The sequence below is a fragment of the Paenibacillus sp. MT86 genome, from assembly GCF_058792535.1.
The window spans coordinates 2,351,055-2,368,977 of the sequence record NZ_CM179499.1 but is presented as its reverse complement, the minus strand read 5'-3'; the positions used below and the strand labels follow the sequence as shown (position 1 = coordinate 2,368,977).

Genomic DNA, 17,923 nt, shown 5'->3' with positions numbered 1-17,923 from the left:
GGTCTGATCACCTCATTCGTTAGCGCTCTACCGTCTCCATGATGAAGGCTTCGATTACGTCCCCTTCTTTGACGTCGCTATAGCCTACCAAGGTAATACCGCACTCGTAACCCTGTGCCACTTCTTTAGCGTCATCTTTAAAGCGCTTGAGGGAATCGATCTTGCCTTCATGAACGACAATGCCGTCACGGATCAAGCGAGCTTCTGCGTTACGCGTAATTTTACCGGATGTCACCATACATCCTGCAATCGTACCCACTTTGCTCACTTTAAAGGTGTTGCGGACTTCCGCATGACCGATCACGGATTCTTTATACTCCGGATCGAGCATCCCCTTCATAGCTTGCTCAATTTCCTCGATTACATTATATATTACACGGTGCAGACGGATATCAACCTTCTCCTGCTCGGCGGTTTGCTTCGCTTGAACGTCAGGACGAACGTTAAACCCGATTACGATCGCGTTAGAGGCAGCTGCCAAAATAATATCGGATTCGGTGATGGCACCGGCACCGCTATGGATAATCTTGACGCGCACGCCTTCCACTTCGATTTTGTTCAAGGAACCTTTCAGGGCCTCGACGGAACCTTGCACGTCACCTTTGATAATCACGTTAAGATCCTTGATTTCGCCGTCTTTAATGTGCTGGAAGAGATCATCCAGCGTCACCCGCGTATTCGTGTTCAATTCGGACTGACGATGGGTAATCGCACGCTTATCCGCGATATTACGCGCTTTACGCTCATCCTCGAACACCATGAACGGATCGCCGGCGCCCGGAACTTCAGTCAAACCGGTAATTTCGACCGGCGTAGAAGGTCCGGCTTCTTTTAAACGACGGCCTTTATCGTTCACCATGGCGCGAATACGTCCAAAGCAGTTGCCGGCTACGAAGGCGTCGCCCACCTTCAACGTACCATGCTGAACGAGGATGCGGGCTACCGGTCCTCTGCCTTTATCAAGCTCAGCTTCAATCACGGTACCGCGCGCGCGTTTATCAGGGTTTGCTTTATATTCGTTCACTTCTGCTACCAGAAGGATCATTTCAAGCAAGTCTTCCAGACCCATCCGCTGTTTCGCCGAAACGTTAACGAAGATGGTATCTCCGCCCCACTCTTCAGGCACTAACTCATATTCCGTCAATTCTTGTTTGACTTTATCCGGGTTAGCGTCCGGCTTATCGATTTTGTTCACGGCAACGATGATCGGCAAACCTGCCGCTTTAGCATGGTTAATCGCTTCGACCGTCTGTGGCATCACGCCGTCGTCGGCCGCGACCACGATGATCGTCATATCCGTTACTTGCGCACCGCGGGCACGCATGGCCGTAAACGCTTCGTGACCCGGTGTATCCAGGAATGTGATCTTCTTGTTATTGATCTCGACTTGGTAAGCACCGATATGCTGCGTAATTCCGCCAGCTTCGCCACTAGATACGTTCGTGGAACGGATCGCATCCAGCAGCGTCGTTTTACCGTGGTCAACGTGACCCATAATCGTAACGACCGGTGGACGCTCTTTCAGTTCTTCCGGAGCATCGTTTTCTTCTACGGTCTCAAAACGATCTTCCTCTACCGGAATTTTCACTTCGACTTCTACACCGAATTCGCCAGCGAGCAATAGAATCGTATCGATATCCAGCTCCTGGTTGATGGTGGCCATCACGCCGAGGAAAATCAGCTTCTTGATGACTTCGGAAGCGTCCTTATGAAGCAGCTTCGCCGTTTCACCGACGGTCATGTTGCCACGGACGATAATTTTCTTCGGCGTGTTGTCGATTTTCTCACGAGGCGGCTGCTGATTATGTTGATTCCGGCCGCGGTTGTTCTTGCCACCGCGATTGTTTCCACGGAATCCTCCCTGACGGTTGTCATCAAAACGCTTGGAGTCTGAACGATTGTTATTGTTGTTTCTGGAACCGCGGTTCTGGCCGTTGCTGTTATTGGATCCTGAGAATCCGCCTCCGGTTCCACCCGGCTTGCTCTGAGGACGCGCTCCGCCTTGGTTGTTGCCGCCCTGCGGACGCGATCCTCCTTGATTATTGCCTTGCGGACGCGATCCGCCCTGATTATTGCCTTGCGGACGCCCGCCGCCTTGACCTCCGCCTTGTGGACGGGATCCGGTCTGCGTGCTGCTGCCGCTCGGTCTGGAGCCTTGGCTGCGATTATTCTGCTGGCTTCCTTGTGCGGAGCCAGATTGGTTTCTTCGGGTATCCTGCCCTCCTTGGGGACGCTGGGAACCTGAAGCATGTTGTGTGTTTGAATTCGTTCTACTATTCATACCTACCTGCTTTTCCTGTTGTTTTTTGGGCTGGCTTTGACCTTGTTGTCCTGATACTCGTTGTCCTGAATGACGCATACCGTCCTGCCCATTACGGTTGCCGTCTGCACTCACGTTAGTGGAAGTGCCTTCTGTTTTAGCATTGGATACGGATGCGGCTGCATTCGCTCCGGAACCCGAAGGTTTGCGGTTCTCGGTTCGGGGAGCGTCGCCACTGTCCCGCTTGGCTGCCGCATTCGATTTGATATCTTTGAAGAACTGCTCTACCTTCGACACCGTATCGTTTTCCATTACGCTCATGTGGTTATTGACCGGAACGTTCAAACGCTTAAGGATCGTGATAATTTCTTTACTGCTCATGTTCAACGATTTAGCATATTCGTACACTCGAAGTTTATTGTCTTTGTTTTCCTGTTTACTCAATATACTCCACCTCCGACATTGTCTCCATTTTCTTGGAGATCATTTCTGCGAATCCTTGATCCGTAACTGCCAGCACAACCCGCTCGGGTTTACCTACACTTGTGCCCAGACTTTCCCGGTCAAATCCGATTACCAGAGGGATATTGTAAGAACCGCATTTGTCGCGGAACTTCTTTGTTGTATTATCTGAGGCGTCACCCGCCAGAATAACCAATTTTGCTTCAGAAGACCGGATGGCTTTGAGCACGATCTCATCTCCGGTAACCACCTTGCCTGCCCTCATGGCCAGGCCGAGCTGAGAAAGCGCCCTATTCATCATCGGCAGCACTCTCTTTTGCAGCCAGGAATTCATCCTCAACCTTGATGAAATCCTGTGCCAACTGTTCGTAGATCTCAGGCTTCACATGTTGTTTCAACGCTCGATCCAGTGCTTTATTTTTGTGTGCCAGCTTGAAGCAGGAAACCTTGCCGCATAGATACGCTCCCCGTCCCGACTTTTTGCCGGTGAGATCGATCAGGACAGCGTCATCGGGAGTCCTGACAATCCGGATGAGCTCTTTCTTCGGCATCATTTCCTGACACGCCACACATTTACGCAGCGGTATCTTTCTCTGTTTCAAGACGACAACCCCCCGTCATTTGGAATTAATCGACAGAGACGGAATCCTGGTGCATTTCACCTGATTGGGACTTCGGTCTGCCAAATTCCTGCTCCGCCTGACTTTCGCTCTTAATATCAATCTTCCAGCCGGTCAGCTTCGCCGCGAGACGAGCATTCTGGCCTTTGATCCCTATCGCCAGCGAGAGTTGGTAATCCGGAACGATTACGCGCGCCATCTTCTCATCTTCAAATACTTGGACTTCAAGCACTTTGGATGGGCTCAGCGCATTGGCCACGTATTCTTCGACCTGGTCGGAATAACGCACGATGTCGATTTTTTCGCCGCGAAGCTCATTGACAATCGTTTGTACGCGCAATCCCTTAGGCCCTACGCAAGAGCCGACCGGATCGACTTCATCGTTGCGGGAATACACCGCAATTTTGGAGCGGAATCCCGCTTCGCGCGCAACCGAGCGAATTTCCACGACGCCGTCGAAAATTTCCGGCACTTCCAGCTCGAACAGGCGCTTCAAAAGGCCCGGATGCGTACGGGACAGCATAATCTGAGGCCCTTTGGTTGTGTTCTCAACCTTCGTAATGTACGCTTTGATCCGGTCGCCATGCTTGAACTTCTCGTTGGGCATAAGCTCGGTAAGCGGCAGCGCCGCTTCGATCTTGCCAAGGTCGATATAGATGTTGCGCAAATCCTGACGCTGCAGCGTACCCGTAACGATATCGTCTTCCTTGTCAATAAAAGCGCTGTAGATCAGGCCGCGTTCGGCTTCTCTAATGCGCTGGGTAACAACCTGCTTTGCCGTTTGAGCTGCGATCCGTCCGAAATCACGCGGCGTAACCTCGATTTCCGCTATATCTTCGATCTGAAAATGCGGATTGATCTCACGTGCGGCATGCAGCGAAATTTCAGTGCGCGGATCCAGAACCTCGTCCACGATCAGTTTCCGTGCAAACACCTTGATAACACCCGTGTTGCGATTCATGTCTACCCGTACATTTTGCGCGGTGTTGAAATTGCGCTTGTAACTTGAGATCAGTGCCGCTTCAATGGCTTCAAACAGCACATCCTTGCTGATGCCCTTCTCTCTTTCCAACTCATTCATCGCTTCAATAAAATCCATACTCATTGAAAATCGGTTCCCCCTTTCAAAACTTCCGTTTAAAAAATGATGGCCAATCTGGCACTGGCTACTTTTGCATATGGAATCACGTGCTGCTTCTTCGCGGTCTGAATGACCAGCTCCTCGTTATCAAAGGATTCCAGCTTGCCTTCAAACTCCTTCAACCCGTTAATCGGCTCGTATACCGTAACAAACACGTTCTTGCCGACCGACTTCGCAACATCCTCTTTTTTCTTCAGGGGACGTTCCGCGCCAGGAGAAGAGACTTCAAGAAAATAAGCCGTCGGAATCGGATCGTTCTCGTCCAGCTTCTGGCTCAGGTGTTCACTGATTAAACCGCAATCGTCAATGTCAATGCCGCCGTCCTTATCAACAAACACGCGCAAGAACCAGTTGCTTCCTTCCTTAACGTATTCCACATCTACCAGTTCAAAGCCGTGTTCGTCCAAATACGGCTGCACCATTTCTTCCACAGTCGTTTTAATCTTTGATGTGCTCAAAGAACATAACCTCCAAGTTGATTTCCTATATACCAAAGAGTAAAGAGTGGGTTGCCCCACTCTTTACACAACGGTTTTATCTCCATGATTACCAAAAAAATTATAACATAGTCTGGTAATAGTGACAAGTATGACTCCTTGACTGTCAAGGCGTCACGGCCATGAAAGAATGACAAGAATCAGAACAATGACAACTGGTTGCTCTCCGGCAGACCGCGGAAGCATCCCATTTGGGTCAACAGCTCCACGGCGGTTTTGCTTGCCTTCGATTTTTGCTGGAAATCCTCGATGGAGAGGAATTCTCCGAATTCACGCGCGGCGGCAATATTGCGGGCAGCGTTATCGCCGATTCCCGCAAGCGCCGAGAACGGCGGAATGAGCGAGTCTCCATCCACCTTGAATTTCAAGGCGTCGGATTGATACAAATCGATGTTCTTGAATGAGAAGCCCCTTGCCGTCATTTCCAGCGCCATCTCCAGAATCGGCAGCATGCCTTTTTCCTTCGGGCTCGCCCCGAAGCCGAGCTGCTCGATCTCTTCAATCCGGCGATAGATCGCCTCATAGCCCTGACAGCATAATTCGATATCAAAATCCTCGGCGCGGACCGAGAAGTAGGTTGCGTAATATTCAATCGGATAATACAGCTTGAAGTAAGCCGTTCGCACCGCTGAAATAACATATGCGGCGGCGTGGGCTTTCGGGAACATGTACTGGATTTTGAGACAGGAATCAATGTACCACTGCGGCACTTTGCATTTCTTCATCTCGTCGATCCATTCCTGGGACAACCCCCGGCCTTTACGCACGCTTTCCGTAATCTTAAACGCGAGGCTCGCGTCCATGCCGGCCTTGTAAATCAGGAACAGCATGATGTCATCGCGGCAACCGATAACGGTTTTGATGTTGCAGGTTCCATTCTTGATGAGCTCTTGTGCGTTGCCGAGCCATACGCCGGTTCCATGTGAAAGTCCCGAGATTTGCAAAAGGTCAGCAAAACTCGACGGCTGCGACTCCACCAGCATCTGGCGCACGAACTTGGTCCCCATCTCCGGCACGCCGAAGGTGGCCACCGGCGAGCGTATTTGCTCCGGCTTCACGCCCAGCGCCTCCGTTGAATTGAACATGCTCATCACTTTCGGATCGTTCATCGGGATGGTCGTTGGGTCCACTCCGGTCAAATCCTGGAGCATTCTCATCATCGTCGGATCATCGTGTCCGAGAATATCCAGCTTGAGCAAATTCGCTTCAAAGGCATGGTAATCGAAATGCGTCGTTTTCCACTCCGCGTTGACATCATCGGCAGGGTACTGCACAGGCGTTATCTCTTCAACCTCGATGTAGTCCGGCACAACGACAATACCGCCGGGATGCTGGCCCGTGCTTCGCTTGACGCCGGTACAGCCTGACGCCAGCCGGTTTAATTCCGCGCCGCGCCAGCGCTTGTTGTTGTGCTCCTCGTATTTCTTGGCAAAGCCGAACGCCGTCTTCTCCGCCACGGTGCCGATGGTACCGGCACGGAATACGTTCTTCTCGCCGAACATCTCCTTGGTGAAATTATGGGCATGCGGTTGATATTCGCCGGAGAAGTTCAAATCGATATCGGGAACCTTATCCCCTTTGAAGCCCAGGAAGGTTTCGAACGGGATATCCTGTCCTTCGCCCTTCATCATGTTTCCGCATTCCGGACAAGCCTTGTCCGGCAAGTCGAATCCGCTCGGCACGCTGCCGTCCAGGAACCATTCGCTGTGCTTGCAGTCGCTGTTCAAGCAAATGTAATGCGCTGGCAGCGGGTTAACCTCGGATATGCCGAGGAACGTCGCAACGACGGAGGAGCCAACGGAACCCCGGGAACCAACCAAATAGCCGTCCCGATTCGATTTTTTCACCAGCTTCTCGGAAATCAGATAGTTCGCGGAGAAGCCGTATCTAATAATCGGCTCCAGCTCTTTCTCCAACCGGGCCACAACGACCTCGGGCAGGTTCTCCCCATAGATCGACTTGGCCGTGTCGTAGCAGGTGTTGCGAATTTCTTCGTCGGCTCCCTCCAGGATCGGCGTAAACAGCTTATCCGGGAACAGTTCCAAATCTTCAAAACGGTCGGCCAATTCGCTTGTGTTCGTCACCACGACTTCATAGCATTTGTCCTGACCCAAAAACTCGAACTCTTGCAGCATCTCTTCCGTCGTCCGAAAATGCGCGTCTGGCTTGCGCATATCCTTGAGCGGGCTGAAGCCGGTAATGCCATGGATGGTAATGTCCCGGAACAGCTTGTCCCGCGGTTCCAGATAGTGCACATTCCCTGTAGCGATGACCGGCTTGTTCAGCTTTTCGCCGATGCGCACGACTTTGGAAATCGCGGTTTTGATCTCTTCGGGGCTGCCTACCAGGCCTTTGTCCACCAAATGCATATACATCGTCAACGGCTGGATTTCCAAAACGTCGTAAAAGCCTGCAATCTCTTCGGCTTCCTCCTCCGTCTTGTTCAGCACCGTTTCGAAGAACTCCCCTTTTTCGCAGCCGGACAGCACCAGGAGTCCGTCCCGCATCTCTTGGAGCTTGGATTTCGGGATGCAGGGCACCCGCTTGAAATATTCGGTATGCGACATGGAGACCAGTTTGTACAGATTCTTCTTGCCCGTCATGTTCAAAGCGTAAATCCCGCAATGGAACGGACGGGTATTGGACAGGTCCATGCCCACGTAATCATTAAGACGGTCCAGCATCTTCACGCCTTTGGTTTTGTCTACGTCGCTGAGGAGCCCGTTCAGGATTCCCGCCAGCGCAATTGTATCATCGATCGCGCGGTGATGGCTTTCCAGCAGCACCTTGTACTTATCCGCCAATGTGTTAAGGCGGTGATTCTTAAGTCCCGGATGCACCAGTCGGGCCAGCTCCAAAGTATCCAAATACGGATTCTCCAGCGTGTCCATGCCTGCATTCTTGAGTGCTGCCTGAATGAACCCCATGTCAAACCGCGCGTTGTGAGCCACGAGCACGCCATCGCCGACGAATTCAACAAATTCCTTCAGTACCGGCTCCAGTTCAGGAGCATCCTTGACCATATCGTCATTGATGTTCGTCAATTGCTGGATATGATACGGAATTCGCTCGTGCGGATTAACAAACGTGGCGTACCTGCCAATCTCCTTGCCTTCGTGCATCTTCACGGCTGCAAGCTCGATGATCTTGTTCGCGGTGATGGACAAACCCGTGGTTTCAATATCGAATACCACGTAAGTCGCGCTGCTCAGCTCAATCGGCTGTGCCTGTTCCACGATGTTGACGGCATCATTCACGACATTGGCCTCGATGCCGTACATCATTTTGATTCCGTGTTTCTTGGCGTTCTTGGCTGCGTCAGGATAACACTGCACGCCGCCGTGATCACTTACGGCAATCGCTTTATGTCCCCAGGCGGCCGCGGTTTTGATGTACCGGTCGATCGGCGTGACCGCATCCATCGTGCTCATAGTGGTATGGAGATGGAATTCCACCCGCTTCTCGGCAGCGTTATCCTTGCGGGAAGGGGGCGCCTTGACTTCATTGAGGTCGGACGGGATCATGACCAGCTCCGGCACCTGCATAAACCGGTCATATTCCACGCGTCCGCGTGCCTTCACCCATTTGCCGTTCTCAAGAAGGCTCAGGACCTTCAAGTCATCCTTCGTTTTGCCAAACATCTTCATCTGCAAGGAATCGCTGAAATCGGTTAAGTTGAAGGTAAACAGCGTGCTGCCGTTTCGGAGCTCCTTGCGGTCCAACCCGAAAATGGTACCCTGGATCGTAATTTTCTTCTCTTCATCCTGGATCTCCTGGATCGAAACCGGCTGATCCTTGATATCATATCCGACCTGCAGCCGAATCTCGCCTTCTTCCTCGTCCTCGGCATCCAGCTCCGCTTCCATGCTGCTCATGATCTGTTCGATAACCTCGCGCTCTTCCTCGCGCTTCCTCTGCTCGAACTCCTCGTAAGCGGCCTGGCCGTTATCGCCGACCTGCATCTTCACGCGAAGTGTCAGATCGAAGTACTGCCCGAAGAATCGGGTTATGGCGGTATCGATCTGTTTCTTGCGGGCAAGTTCAAGCGACATGCCATCCGACATGGAGAGAAGGACCTGCCCGTCTTCCACCTCGTGTTTCGCCCTAGTCATCCAGCCATTGACCGATGGAATCTCCCGGTGTGCCCACTCCAGAAACAAGCCCCAATACTCCTGCACGATATCGGCCTCCGGAACGCCGCTTCCATACCGGAACACAAATTTGATCTTAGCGATATGTCCCATCTTCTCCTGAATCCTCAGGCAAAATGTGCGATAAACTTCGGCCGGGACCAAGGTCTCCTTCTGAACGGTTATCCTCCAGTCCTTGCTGTTCCTGCTGGTCTCTACTTGTTCAATCACACCGTCTAAAAAATAGGGTTCCACCAGATTGGCCGGAACTTCTCCCTGCTTGATCAGCAGTTCAAATCGCTTCCTTTTATCTTCAGTCGTGCCCATGGTTCCCTCCCCCTGCATAACATAAAGCTGTAAGAAAAACTTCTATCGACCTACATCCACAGAAGACAGACCGCGTTTAGCGGATAAAAAACAGAATAAAGCTTCCGCCGGCAGCACTCCATCGTCCTGCCCCGAGAAAGAGAGCGTCCGTCATACTGCCATCCGGAAGCTTACTCCAGATGATGAATCCCCGACGCGGACGAAAAATTGCCCTTCGTCATGCAAGTCGGAAACTCATAATATCGAATTCCTAGTACGCTCTCGCGAACAGCACCGTATGCTTCGCATCCTCGCCGCATACGAGACACTTCGTTTTGTTCTCGGCCGGTTCAAACGGAATGTTTCTGCTCGTCGCGCCGGTTTCTTGCTTCACGGTGTCTTCGCAAGCTTCCGAACCGCACCATCCTGCCAAAGTAAACCCGCGCTTGTCCTCCATGCTGTCCTTCATTTCATCCAGCGTCTCCACGGAATAGAAATGATCCTCGCGGAACTGCTTCGCACGATCGAACATTTCCTGATGCACCTGCTCCAGCATGCTCTGCACTTCCTGGATCAGGTTGGCCTGCTCCACAACCTTCTTCTCGCCCGTAATGCGGGAAACGAGCACGCAGACGCCATTCTCCATATCACGAGGCCCGATCTCCAGACGAACCGGAACGCCGCGCATTTCGTACTCATTGAATTTCCAGCCTGGACGCACATCCGGATTGTCGTCCACCCGTACGCGGATCCCGGCGGATTTCAGTTCACGGAACAGCTCGTCCGTACGGCCCACGACGGCGTCTCTCGTCTTCGGAGGCCCGATCGGAATCATGATTACTTGAGTCGGCGCAACTTTTGGAGGAAGCACCAAGCCCCGGTCGTCCCCATGGACCATGATCAAGGAGCCGATAAGACGCGTGCTGACTCCCCAGGAAGTCGTATGCGCGTATTCCAGCGTATTTTCACGGTTCAAATATTGAATATCGAAAGCTTGCGAGAAATTGGTACCCATGTAGTGTGATGTGCCTGCTTGTACAGCCCGACCGTCTTTCATCATCGCTTCGATGGAGAACGTGTCCACGGCACCCGCGAATTTCTCCGAAGGCGTCTTCTGCCCCTTGATCACCGGAATCGCGAGATAGTCCTCTACGAATTGCTGATAGATATCGAGCATTTGCATGGTTTCCCCTCTTGCTTCCGCTTCCGTTTCATGAGCGGTATGCCCCTCTTGCCATAAAAACTCGCTGGTGCGGAGGAACGGCAGCGTGCGTTTCTCCCAGCGCACCACGTTGGCCCACTGATTGATCAGCACAGGAAGATCACGATAGGATTGAATCCACTTGGAATACATGTGCCCGAACATCGTTTCGGAAGTCGGACGAATAGCCAGACGCTCTTCAAGCTTCTCGCCCGCCGCTTCGGTCACCCAAGGCAGCTCTGGATTGAAACCTTCCACATGCTCCTTCTCTTTCTGGAAAAAGCTCTCCGGAATGAACAACGGGAAATAAGCGTTCCGATGGCCCGTTGCCTTAAAGCGCCGATCCAGCTCCGCCTGGATATGCTCCCAAATTTCATAACCGTCCGGTTTAAAGACGATGCAGCCCCGGACTGGGGAATAATCCATCAAGTCCGCTTTTTTGATGACATCGATGTACCAGCGCGAGAAATCTTCTCCTTGCGGCGTGATCTCCGTCACGAATTGTTTATCCTTCGATTCCTTAGACATATAAATCGTGTTCCTCCCATTAATAAAACGCGTGGTCTAAGCCGTTCATTCAGGCGGCTTGACTGGACGTTATTGGCGATATGTGTGAACGGGCCGCGGCTATAAAACCCGCCCTGTGTTATAGAACTCCATGCTGGATATCGTTATGCGTGAAACTCTGCTAACAATAGAAAAAGGTACGGCTTTCGTCGCGGCTGGCGCACCGAGCCGTACCTTAAGGTCTATCCGTTGATCAAACGCAAAATATCGTTATAGGTGACGGCAATCATTAACAGGAACAGCATCGCAAACCCGATAAAGTGAACCATGCCTTCCCTGTTCGGGTCAACCGGCTTGCCACGTAATGCCTCGATCCCCAAGAATACGAGCCGGCTTCCATCCAGCGCCGGAATCGGCAGCAGGTTGAATATGCCCAGGTACAAGCTTAGAATGGCCGCCCAATAGGTCAGCTGTTCGATACCCTGTTTGGCGATTTGACCCGTGACCTCAAAGGTCCGCACAGGACCGCCTAAATCATCCATGGAAAACTTCTGAATCAACTGTCTGAAGCCCTGGAAAATAATATTGGTGGTGTCAACCATCGCCGTCCCGGAGCCGGTAATCGTCTCTCCAAGCCCTGCGGATCGGGTAGGAAGCTCAGGAACGATCCCGACCTTGCCGCCTTCCTGGCCCTCCATGGTCCGAGGCGTCAACGTCAAATCGAAAGATTCCTCTCCTCGACGTACGGTCCATTCCATCGGCTTGTCCTTGGAGGCCGCAATCAATTCGATCATCTTCTGATAATCGGCCCCAATCGCCGTTCCGTTGATGCTCTCGATGATGTCGCCCTCTTTCAGATTGGCTTCGTCTGCTGGCATGCCTTTCGTAATCTCGCCTATCTGTACGTAGGTTGGATTCTCGACCGGTATACCGGCCATCTGAATGTGAAGGGCAAACAGCACGAAGGCCAAAATAAAGTTCATGACAGGGCCGGCAAATATCGCAAGCGCTCTTTGGCCGACGGTCTTGCTGCCGAACTGGCGGTCTCTCGGTGCGATCTGCGTCTCGACACCTTTAGCTACCGTTAATGCTTGCGGATGGATCTCGTACTGCTGAAATTCACCATCCACATCAAGCCTCACCGACAAACGGTCCACCATGTCGATAAACTGGACTTCGCCGCGAATGACATTTTTACGGTTGTCGAGTTGATCCAGATAAATCTTTTTCACTTGATTCTCTGCATTCACTCGAACCGCAATCGTCTGACCGGGCTGAATCTCGACAAGTTCCGGATCTTCTCCGGCCATGCGGGCATATCCGCCGAACGGGAGAAGACGAAGCGTGAACTGCGTTTCATGGCGTTTATATGAGAACAGCTTAGGACCAAATCCAATCGCGAACTCGCGTACCAAGATTCCGGCACGCCGGGCAAAATAATAGTGACCCCATTCGTGCACGGTAACGATCACAAAAAACATGAGCACCGTTAAAAAAACGACCCGAACCATTTCCAATTCTTTACATCCCCCTTTTCCTCTGAGAACGCAGTATGTCCCTATAGATTATCATTATTCTCCTGTCGTCCACAAGAGAATCACAAGCTGTCCGCTTTTTTTCAAGGGAGATTTCAAAAACACTTCAAAACTTATAGTCGGGAAGCTATTTCACGTGCAATCCGATCATTCTCTTCAATCGTCTCCAGCGCCGGTTCCGGCACGTTATGGTGACTATGCAGCACTTCCTCGATAATCTCTTCGATTCGCAGAAAAGAGATTTCGCCGCGGAGAAAGCGGGCGACCGCGATTTCATTGGCCGCATTGAATACCGTTGGCGCTGTACCACCCATTTTACCACATTCATAAGCGAGCCTTAAACAAGGAAAACGCTCAAGGTCCATTTCCCGGAAGTGCAGCTTTCCTGCTTCTGCCAAGGAGAGCCTTGGTGCAGGCGAAGACCACCGCTCGGGATAAGTCAGCGCATATTGAATCGGGACCCGCATGTCCGGGTTGCCGAGCTGCGCGATAATGCTGGAATCGCGGAACTCCACAAAAGAATGGATGATGCTTTCCGGGTGGAGAAGCACGGAAATATTGTCGTACGGTATGCCGTACAACCAATGCGCTTCAATGACCTCAAGCCCTTTATTGACCATGGTCGCGGAATCGATCGTGATTTTGGCGCCCATGGACCAGTTTGGATGCTTAAGCGCATCCTCCACCGTAACGTTGACCAGCTGATCGCGGGTGTAATCCCGGAACGACCCGCCGGAAGCGGTCAGCGTAATCCGTTCGATATCTTCATGCCGTTCTCCGTTCAAGCATTGGAATATGGCGGAATGCTCGCTGTCGATCGGCAAGAGCTTTACCCCTTTTGCAGCGGCTTGAGCGGTAACCAGGTGACCTGCGGTAACCAATGTTTCCTTGTTGGCAAGCCCGATCGTCTTCCCCTCGTTAATGGCCGCAAGCGTAGAAGAAAGGCCCAAACTTCCAACGACCGCAGTAACGACCAGCTCCGCGTCTGTCGCTGCCGCAATCTCGATCAGGCCTTCATGGCCATGAAACACTTCGGTTCCGGCAGGAAGATCATGCCTTAAACTGTCAGCAAGCTCTTTCGTCGCAACGGACACTTTTCGCGGAGAAAACTCCTGAACCTGCTGAAGCAGCAATTCCTTATTGCTCCCCGCAGCCAAGCCTTCAATCTGAAATTGTTCCCGGTGCTTCCTCACCACATCCAAGGTTTGGGTGCCAATGGAGCCCGTGGAGCCGAGTACGCTGATCTTCTTCATGCTCATCTTTCCTTTCATCAGTAAGGCAGGAGACTCAATATATGTACAAACGGAAATACGACGATCCAACTGTCGCATCGATCCAGTATTCCTCCATGTCCCGGCAGCAGCCTGCCCGAATCCTTGATGTCATACACCCGTTTATAGGCGGATTGCACCAAGTCGCCGAGCTGGCCGATAACGGCGCAGGAAAGCCCAATCAGAACCGCATGTCCAGCCGTCAGGATTCCATCTGAGTAGAATGAAAAGAGCAGCGACGTGAACACGGCGATGATCACACCGCCGAGCGCACCCTCCACCGTTTTGTTCGGGCTTATGGAAGGCCATAATTTATGGCGCCCCATGGCGCGGCCGACAAAATACGCGCCCGCATCACTTGCCCAGATCGAGGCCAGCAGCAAAAAAGTCCAAAATACGCCATGCCCGTCCGGAGCATGCCGAGATTCGGCTATGAAGGAAAATCCGATGCCGATATAGACCGATGCCAAAAACAATAAAGAGATCCGCTTGATATCTATCGTATTTTTCGTGGTCACCGTCGCCAGCAAAAATAAGAGCAGCAGGAGCCAAAGCACATGTTCCCATGGGATCGGAAGTTTCAGATCAAGCGGACCCCATGGAAATACAAGCAGCAGCACTCCCGCATACCCGATCCATGCCGTTCCCCCGAACGGTGCCGTATGGGTCATGCGCACAAACTCATAGTAACCGACTAGCGCCATCGCCAGAATTAGAAGATGGTACCACAGACCGCCTATGAAACATAATCCTAAAAAGACCGCTCCCGCTATAATTCCGGTAATCAATCGCTGTTTCAAAACGTTCCATCCTCCATCGGCTACGACAGTCCACCGTAGCGCCTAGTTCTTTGTTGATAATCGGCTACGGCCTCCACCAAATGGTCTTTGGTGAACTCCGGCCAATAGGCATCCGTAAACCATAACTCGCTGTACGCGAGCTGCCACAACATAAAATTGCTCAGCCGCAGCTCGCCGCTTGTGCGGATCAGTAAATCCGGATCCGGCAATTCGCCTGTGAGGAGCCGCTGGCCAATCAGTTCCTCTGTAATGTCCTCAGGACGGAGAATTCCGTCTCGCACTTCCCGTCCGAGCGCCTTGACACTTTCGGTGATCTCTTTCCGGCTGCCGTAATTGAGCGCAAAGTTAAGCACAAGCCCGTCATTGCCGGCAGTTTTCGCAACAGCTTCTTCCATCGCAGACACGGTATGGGACGGAAGGTCTTCCGGATGCCCCATCATGCGGACCTGGACATTTTTCTCGATCAGCTCTTCCAGCTCAATAGCCAGAAACTCCTGCGGAAGCTTCATAAGAAAATCGACCTCATCCTTCGGACGCGTCCAGTTTTCCGTAGAGAAAGCATACATCGTCAATATTTTGATTCCCAACTCATCGGCGGCTATGGCGGCTCTTTTGACAGCCTTCATGCCATTCTGATGGCCAACGATCCGCGGCATGCCGCGCCGTTTCGCCCAACGCCCATTGCCATCCATGATGATGGCAACATGATGCGGGATGTTGTCCGGAGAGAGCTGATGCGTCTGCTGACTGTCCTCCTGATTCAACCACGATCGAACCCGTTTGATCATTCCATTTCCTCCAGGCATCTTTCTGCAAAAAAAGAGACAAACCCCACCATTGACAGGAGGGGCCACAAGTCTCTTATACTTCCATAATCTCTTTTTCTTTAGCAACGAGGACTTTGTCGACTTCTGCGATAAATTTATCCGTCGCTTTTTGGATATCTTCCTGATGTCTCCGGGACTCGTCCTCGGAAATATCCGTTTTCTCCAATTTTTTGATGTCGTCGTTGGCATCACGGCGAATGTTGCGGATGGCCACTTTCGCTTCCTCGCCGAATTTCTTCGTCATTTTCACCAGTTCGGTTCTGCGTTCTTCCGTCAATGCAGGTACGACGAGACGAATTTGATTACCATCGTTCGCCGGTGTCAATCCGATATCCGATTTCATGATCGCTTTCTCGATATCCGCCAAGGACGACTTGTCCCAAGGCTGAATCATGAGCGTTCTGGAATCCGGCGTGCTGATGTTAGCCAGCTGATTCAGCGGAGTTTGCGCTCCGTAGTATTCCACCGTGATCCGGTCGAGGAGCGCCGGCGCTGCCCGCCCTGCGCGCAGAGTTGCCAAGTCACGTTTCAAAGACAGGATCGCTTTTTCCATGCGTTCTTCTGCATTCTTTTTCACCGATTGCGGCATTAGTCTACACTCCCTTTAACGATCGTTCCGATTTTCTCGCCCAGAACGACGCGCTTGATATTACCTTGCTCCGTAATAGCGAAGACGATGAGCGGGATGTTGTTGTCCATACATAACGATGAAGCTGTAGAGTCCATTACCCCAAGGTTTTTGTTCAATACGTCTAGATACGTCAGCTGCTCGTACTTCTCGGCAGTTTCATCCTTAAATGGATCAGCGGAGTACACTCCGTCCACCTTGTTCTTCGCCATAAGAATCACTTCTGCTTCGATTTCCGCGGCGCGAAGCGCTGCAGTAGTATCGGTGGAGAAGTATGGGTTCCCTGTTCCTGCCGCAAAAATAACGACACGGCCCTTTTCCAAATGCCGAATGGCTCTGCGGCGAATATACGGCTCGGCGATTTGCTGCATGGAGATCGAGGTTTGCACCCGGGTCGGCACATCGATCTGCTCCAAAGCATCCTGAAGGGCCAAAGAGTTCATCACCGTTGCGAGCATTCCCATATAGTCCGCTGTCGCACGGTCAATTCCGTTCGCGCTGCCGGCAATGCCGCGCCAAATGTTGCCGCCGCCGCATACGATCGCGACCTCCACACCAAGCTCGACAACCTCGCGAACCTGCTCAGCGATCGATGAGATCGTCTCAGCATCAATACCATATCCATTCTGCCCTGAAAGGGATTCCCCACTGACTTTCAATATCACTCGTTTATATACAGGCTGTTCCAAATGATAACCCTCCACTTTAAGACGGCGCCTTAAGTATACGACGCCCGTTTGAAAAACGACAGACAGACACACCGGCACTGCTTGACGGTTTATAAAAATCGGGTAAAAACATCCGTCTCAAGTAGAAACTTCTGGTCGTCTAATCAAGACCTAAGTCCATTCTTTCTTGTGAGATAAGGGTAGCCTTTACTCCGAATTTATAACAATCTTATCTCTCTTATGCCTTTATATCTCTTAAAAAAGAAGGAACACAGGTGTGTTCCACTCTTTTCTATAACTTATATTAGCCTATCCGGCTTATTTATTCACCTGGGCCATAACTTCTTCTACGAAGTTGTCTTGTTTTTTCTCCAAGCCTTCGCCCAATTCGAAACGGGCAAAACGACGAATGGAGATGTTCTCGCCGATTGTGCTGATTTTTTCGTTAAGCAGCGTGCTGATCGTTTTGTCCGGATCCTTGATGAAAGGCTGCTCAAGCAGGCAATACTCTTCATAGTATTTGTTGATGCGGCCTTCAACCATTTTTTCAACGATTTTTTCAGGCTTGCCTTCGTTCAGGGCTTGGTTTTTCAAAATTTCTTTTTCTTTCTCAAGCTCGTCACTAGGTACTTCTTCACGACGAACGTATTTAGGGTTTGCAGCAGCAATATGCATTGCGATATCGCGAGCAAACTCTTTAAATTGATCCGTTTTGCCTACGAAGTCTGTTTCACAGTTGATTTCCACGAGAACGCCGATGCGTCCGCCACCGTGAATGTAAGACTCGACAACGCCTTCCGTTGCAACGCGTCCAGCTTTGTTAGCCGCTGCGGACAAGCCTTTCTCGCGAAGCACCGCGATCGCTTTTTCGATATCACCGTTTGTTTCGTCGAGCGCTTTTTTGCAATCGAGCATGCCCGCGCCTGTTCTTTCGCGAAGTTCTTTTACCGCACTAGCTGTTACTGCCATTAGAATTCCCTCCATATTGGTATGATCAAGTTTGGCGGTCGGATCTGAAGCAGCCGTCCTTCGACGTGCCCTCCAAGAAATCCGTACGCTTAAGTATTTGT

At 51.6% G+C, this 17,923-nt stretch carries 14 protein-coding genes; all 14 read right to left on the bottom strand.

Annotated features, from left to right (window positions below):
- Positions 1-19: 19 nt before the first annotated feature.
- The 14 genes from infB to tsf all read right to left on the bottom strand — a co-directional run bounded on the left by infB (position 20) and on the right by tsf (position 17,822).
- On the bottom strand, positions 20-2,704 hold the full coding sequence (gene infB, locus AC3RCL_RS10345; RefSeq protein WP_192571287.1) for a translation initiation factor IF-2: 2,685 nt from the start codon (positions 2,702-2,704) through the stop codon (positions 20-22).
- On the bottom strand, positions 2,697-3,020 hold the full coding sequence (locus tag AC3RCL_RS10340) for a YlxQ family RNA-binding protein (RefSeq protein ID WP_175320809.1): 324 nt from the start codon (positions 3,018-3,020) through the stop codon (positions 2,697-2,699). Before AC3RCL_RS10340 ends, infB begins: the two co-directional genes overlap by 8 nt.
- On the bottom strand, positions 3,013-3,324 hold the full coding sequence (gene rnpM / locus AC3RCL_RS10335) for an RNase P modulator RnpM (RefSeq protein ID WP_009594698.1): 312 nt from the start codon (positions 3,322-3,324) through the stop codon (positions 3,013-3,015). The genes AC3RCL_RS10340 and rnpM overlap by 8 nt, the downstream gene beginning before the upstream one ends.
- 25 nt (positions 3,325-3,349) lie before the next feature.
- Positions 3,350-4,447, bottom strand: coding sequence for a transcription termination factor NusA (nusA, locus tag AC3RCL_RS10330; protein ID WP_009594773.1), 1,098 nt, complete (start codon positions 4,445-4,447; stop codon positions 3,350-3,352).
- A 32-nt stretch (positions 4,448-4,479) separates the two neighbouring features.
- Positions 4,480-4,941 carry a ribosome maturation factor RimP gene (gene rimP / locus AC3RCL_RS10325; RefSeq protein WP_009594781.1) on the bottom strand — a complete coding sequence of 154 codons (462 nt, stop codon included), beginning with the start codon at positions 4,939-4,941 and terminating at the stop codon, positions 4,480-4,482.
- A gap of 179 nt (positions 4,942-5,120) precedes the next feature.
- Positions 5,121-9,437: a PolC-type DNA polymerase III gene (locus AC3RCL_RS10320; protein WP_096774502.1), complete on the bottom strand. Its 4,317-nt coding sequence runs from the start codon at positions 9,435-9,437 to the stop codon at positions 5,121-5,123.
- 250 nt (positions 9,438-9,687) lie between these two features.
- On the bottom strand, positions 9,688-11,145 hold the full coding sequence (proS, locus tag AC3RCL_RS10315; RefSeq protein WP_009594764.1) for a proline--tRNA ligase: 1,458 nt from the start codon (positions 11,143-11,145) through the stop codon (positions 9,688-9,690).
- Positions 11,146-11,366: 221 nt separating this feature from the next.
- A complete protein-coding gene (gene rseP, locus AC3RCL_RS10310; RefSeq protein ID WP_374705884.1) occupies positions 11,367-12,635 on the bottom strand; it encodes an RIP metalloprotease RseP in 1,269 nt (422 codons plus the stop codon).
- A gap of 137 nt (positions 12,636-12,772) precedes the next feature.
- Positions 12,773-13,912: a 1-deoxy-D-xylulose-5-phosphate reductoisomerase gene (locus tag AC3RCL_RS10305; protein WP_096774503.1), complete on the bottom strand. Its 1,140-nt coding sequence runs from the start codon at positions 13,910-13,912 to the stop codon at positions 12,773-12,775.
- Between the two features lie 17 nt (positions 13,913-13,929).
- Positions 13,930-14,730: a phosphatidate cytidylyltransferase gene (locus tag AC3RCL_RS10300; protein WP_452516023.1), complete on the bottom strand. Its 801-nt coding sequence runs from the start codon at positions 14,728-14,730 to the stop codon at positions 13,930-13,932.
- Between the two features lie 20 nt (positions 14,731-14,750).
- Positions 14,751-15,518 carry an undecaprenyl pyrophosphate synthase gene (gene uppS, locus AC3RCL_RS10295; RefSeq protein WP_009594721.1) on the bottom strand — a complete coding sequence of 256 codons (768 nt, stop codon included), beginning with the start codon at positions 15,516-15,518 and terminating at the stop codon, positions 14,751-14,753.
- Between the two features lie 73 nt (positions 15,519-15,591).
- A complete protein-coding gene (gene frr, locus AC3RCL_RS10290; RefSeq protein WP_009594750.1) occupies positions 15,592-16,146 on the bottom strand; it encodes a ribosome recycling factor in 555 nt (184 codons plus the stop codon).
- Positions 16,146-16,874: a UMP kinase gene (gene pyrH, locus AC3RCL_RS10285; protein WP_006211297.1), complete on the bottom strand. Its 729-nt coding sequence runs from the start codon at positions 16,872-16,874 to the stop codon at positions 16,146-16,148. The genes frr and pyrH overlap by 1 nt, the downstream gene beginning before the upstream one ends.
- A gap of 297 nt (positions 16,875-17,171) precedes the next feature.
- Entirely contained in the window at positions 17,172-17,822 is a 651-nt protein-coding gene (gene tsf, locus AC3RCL_RS10280) for a translation elongation factor Ts (protein ID WP_009594741.1), read from the bottom strand.
- Positions 17,823-17,923 lie beyond the last annotated feature (101 nt).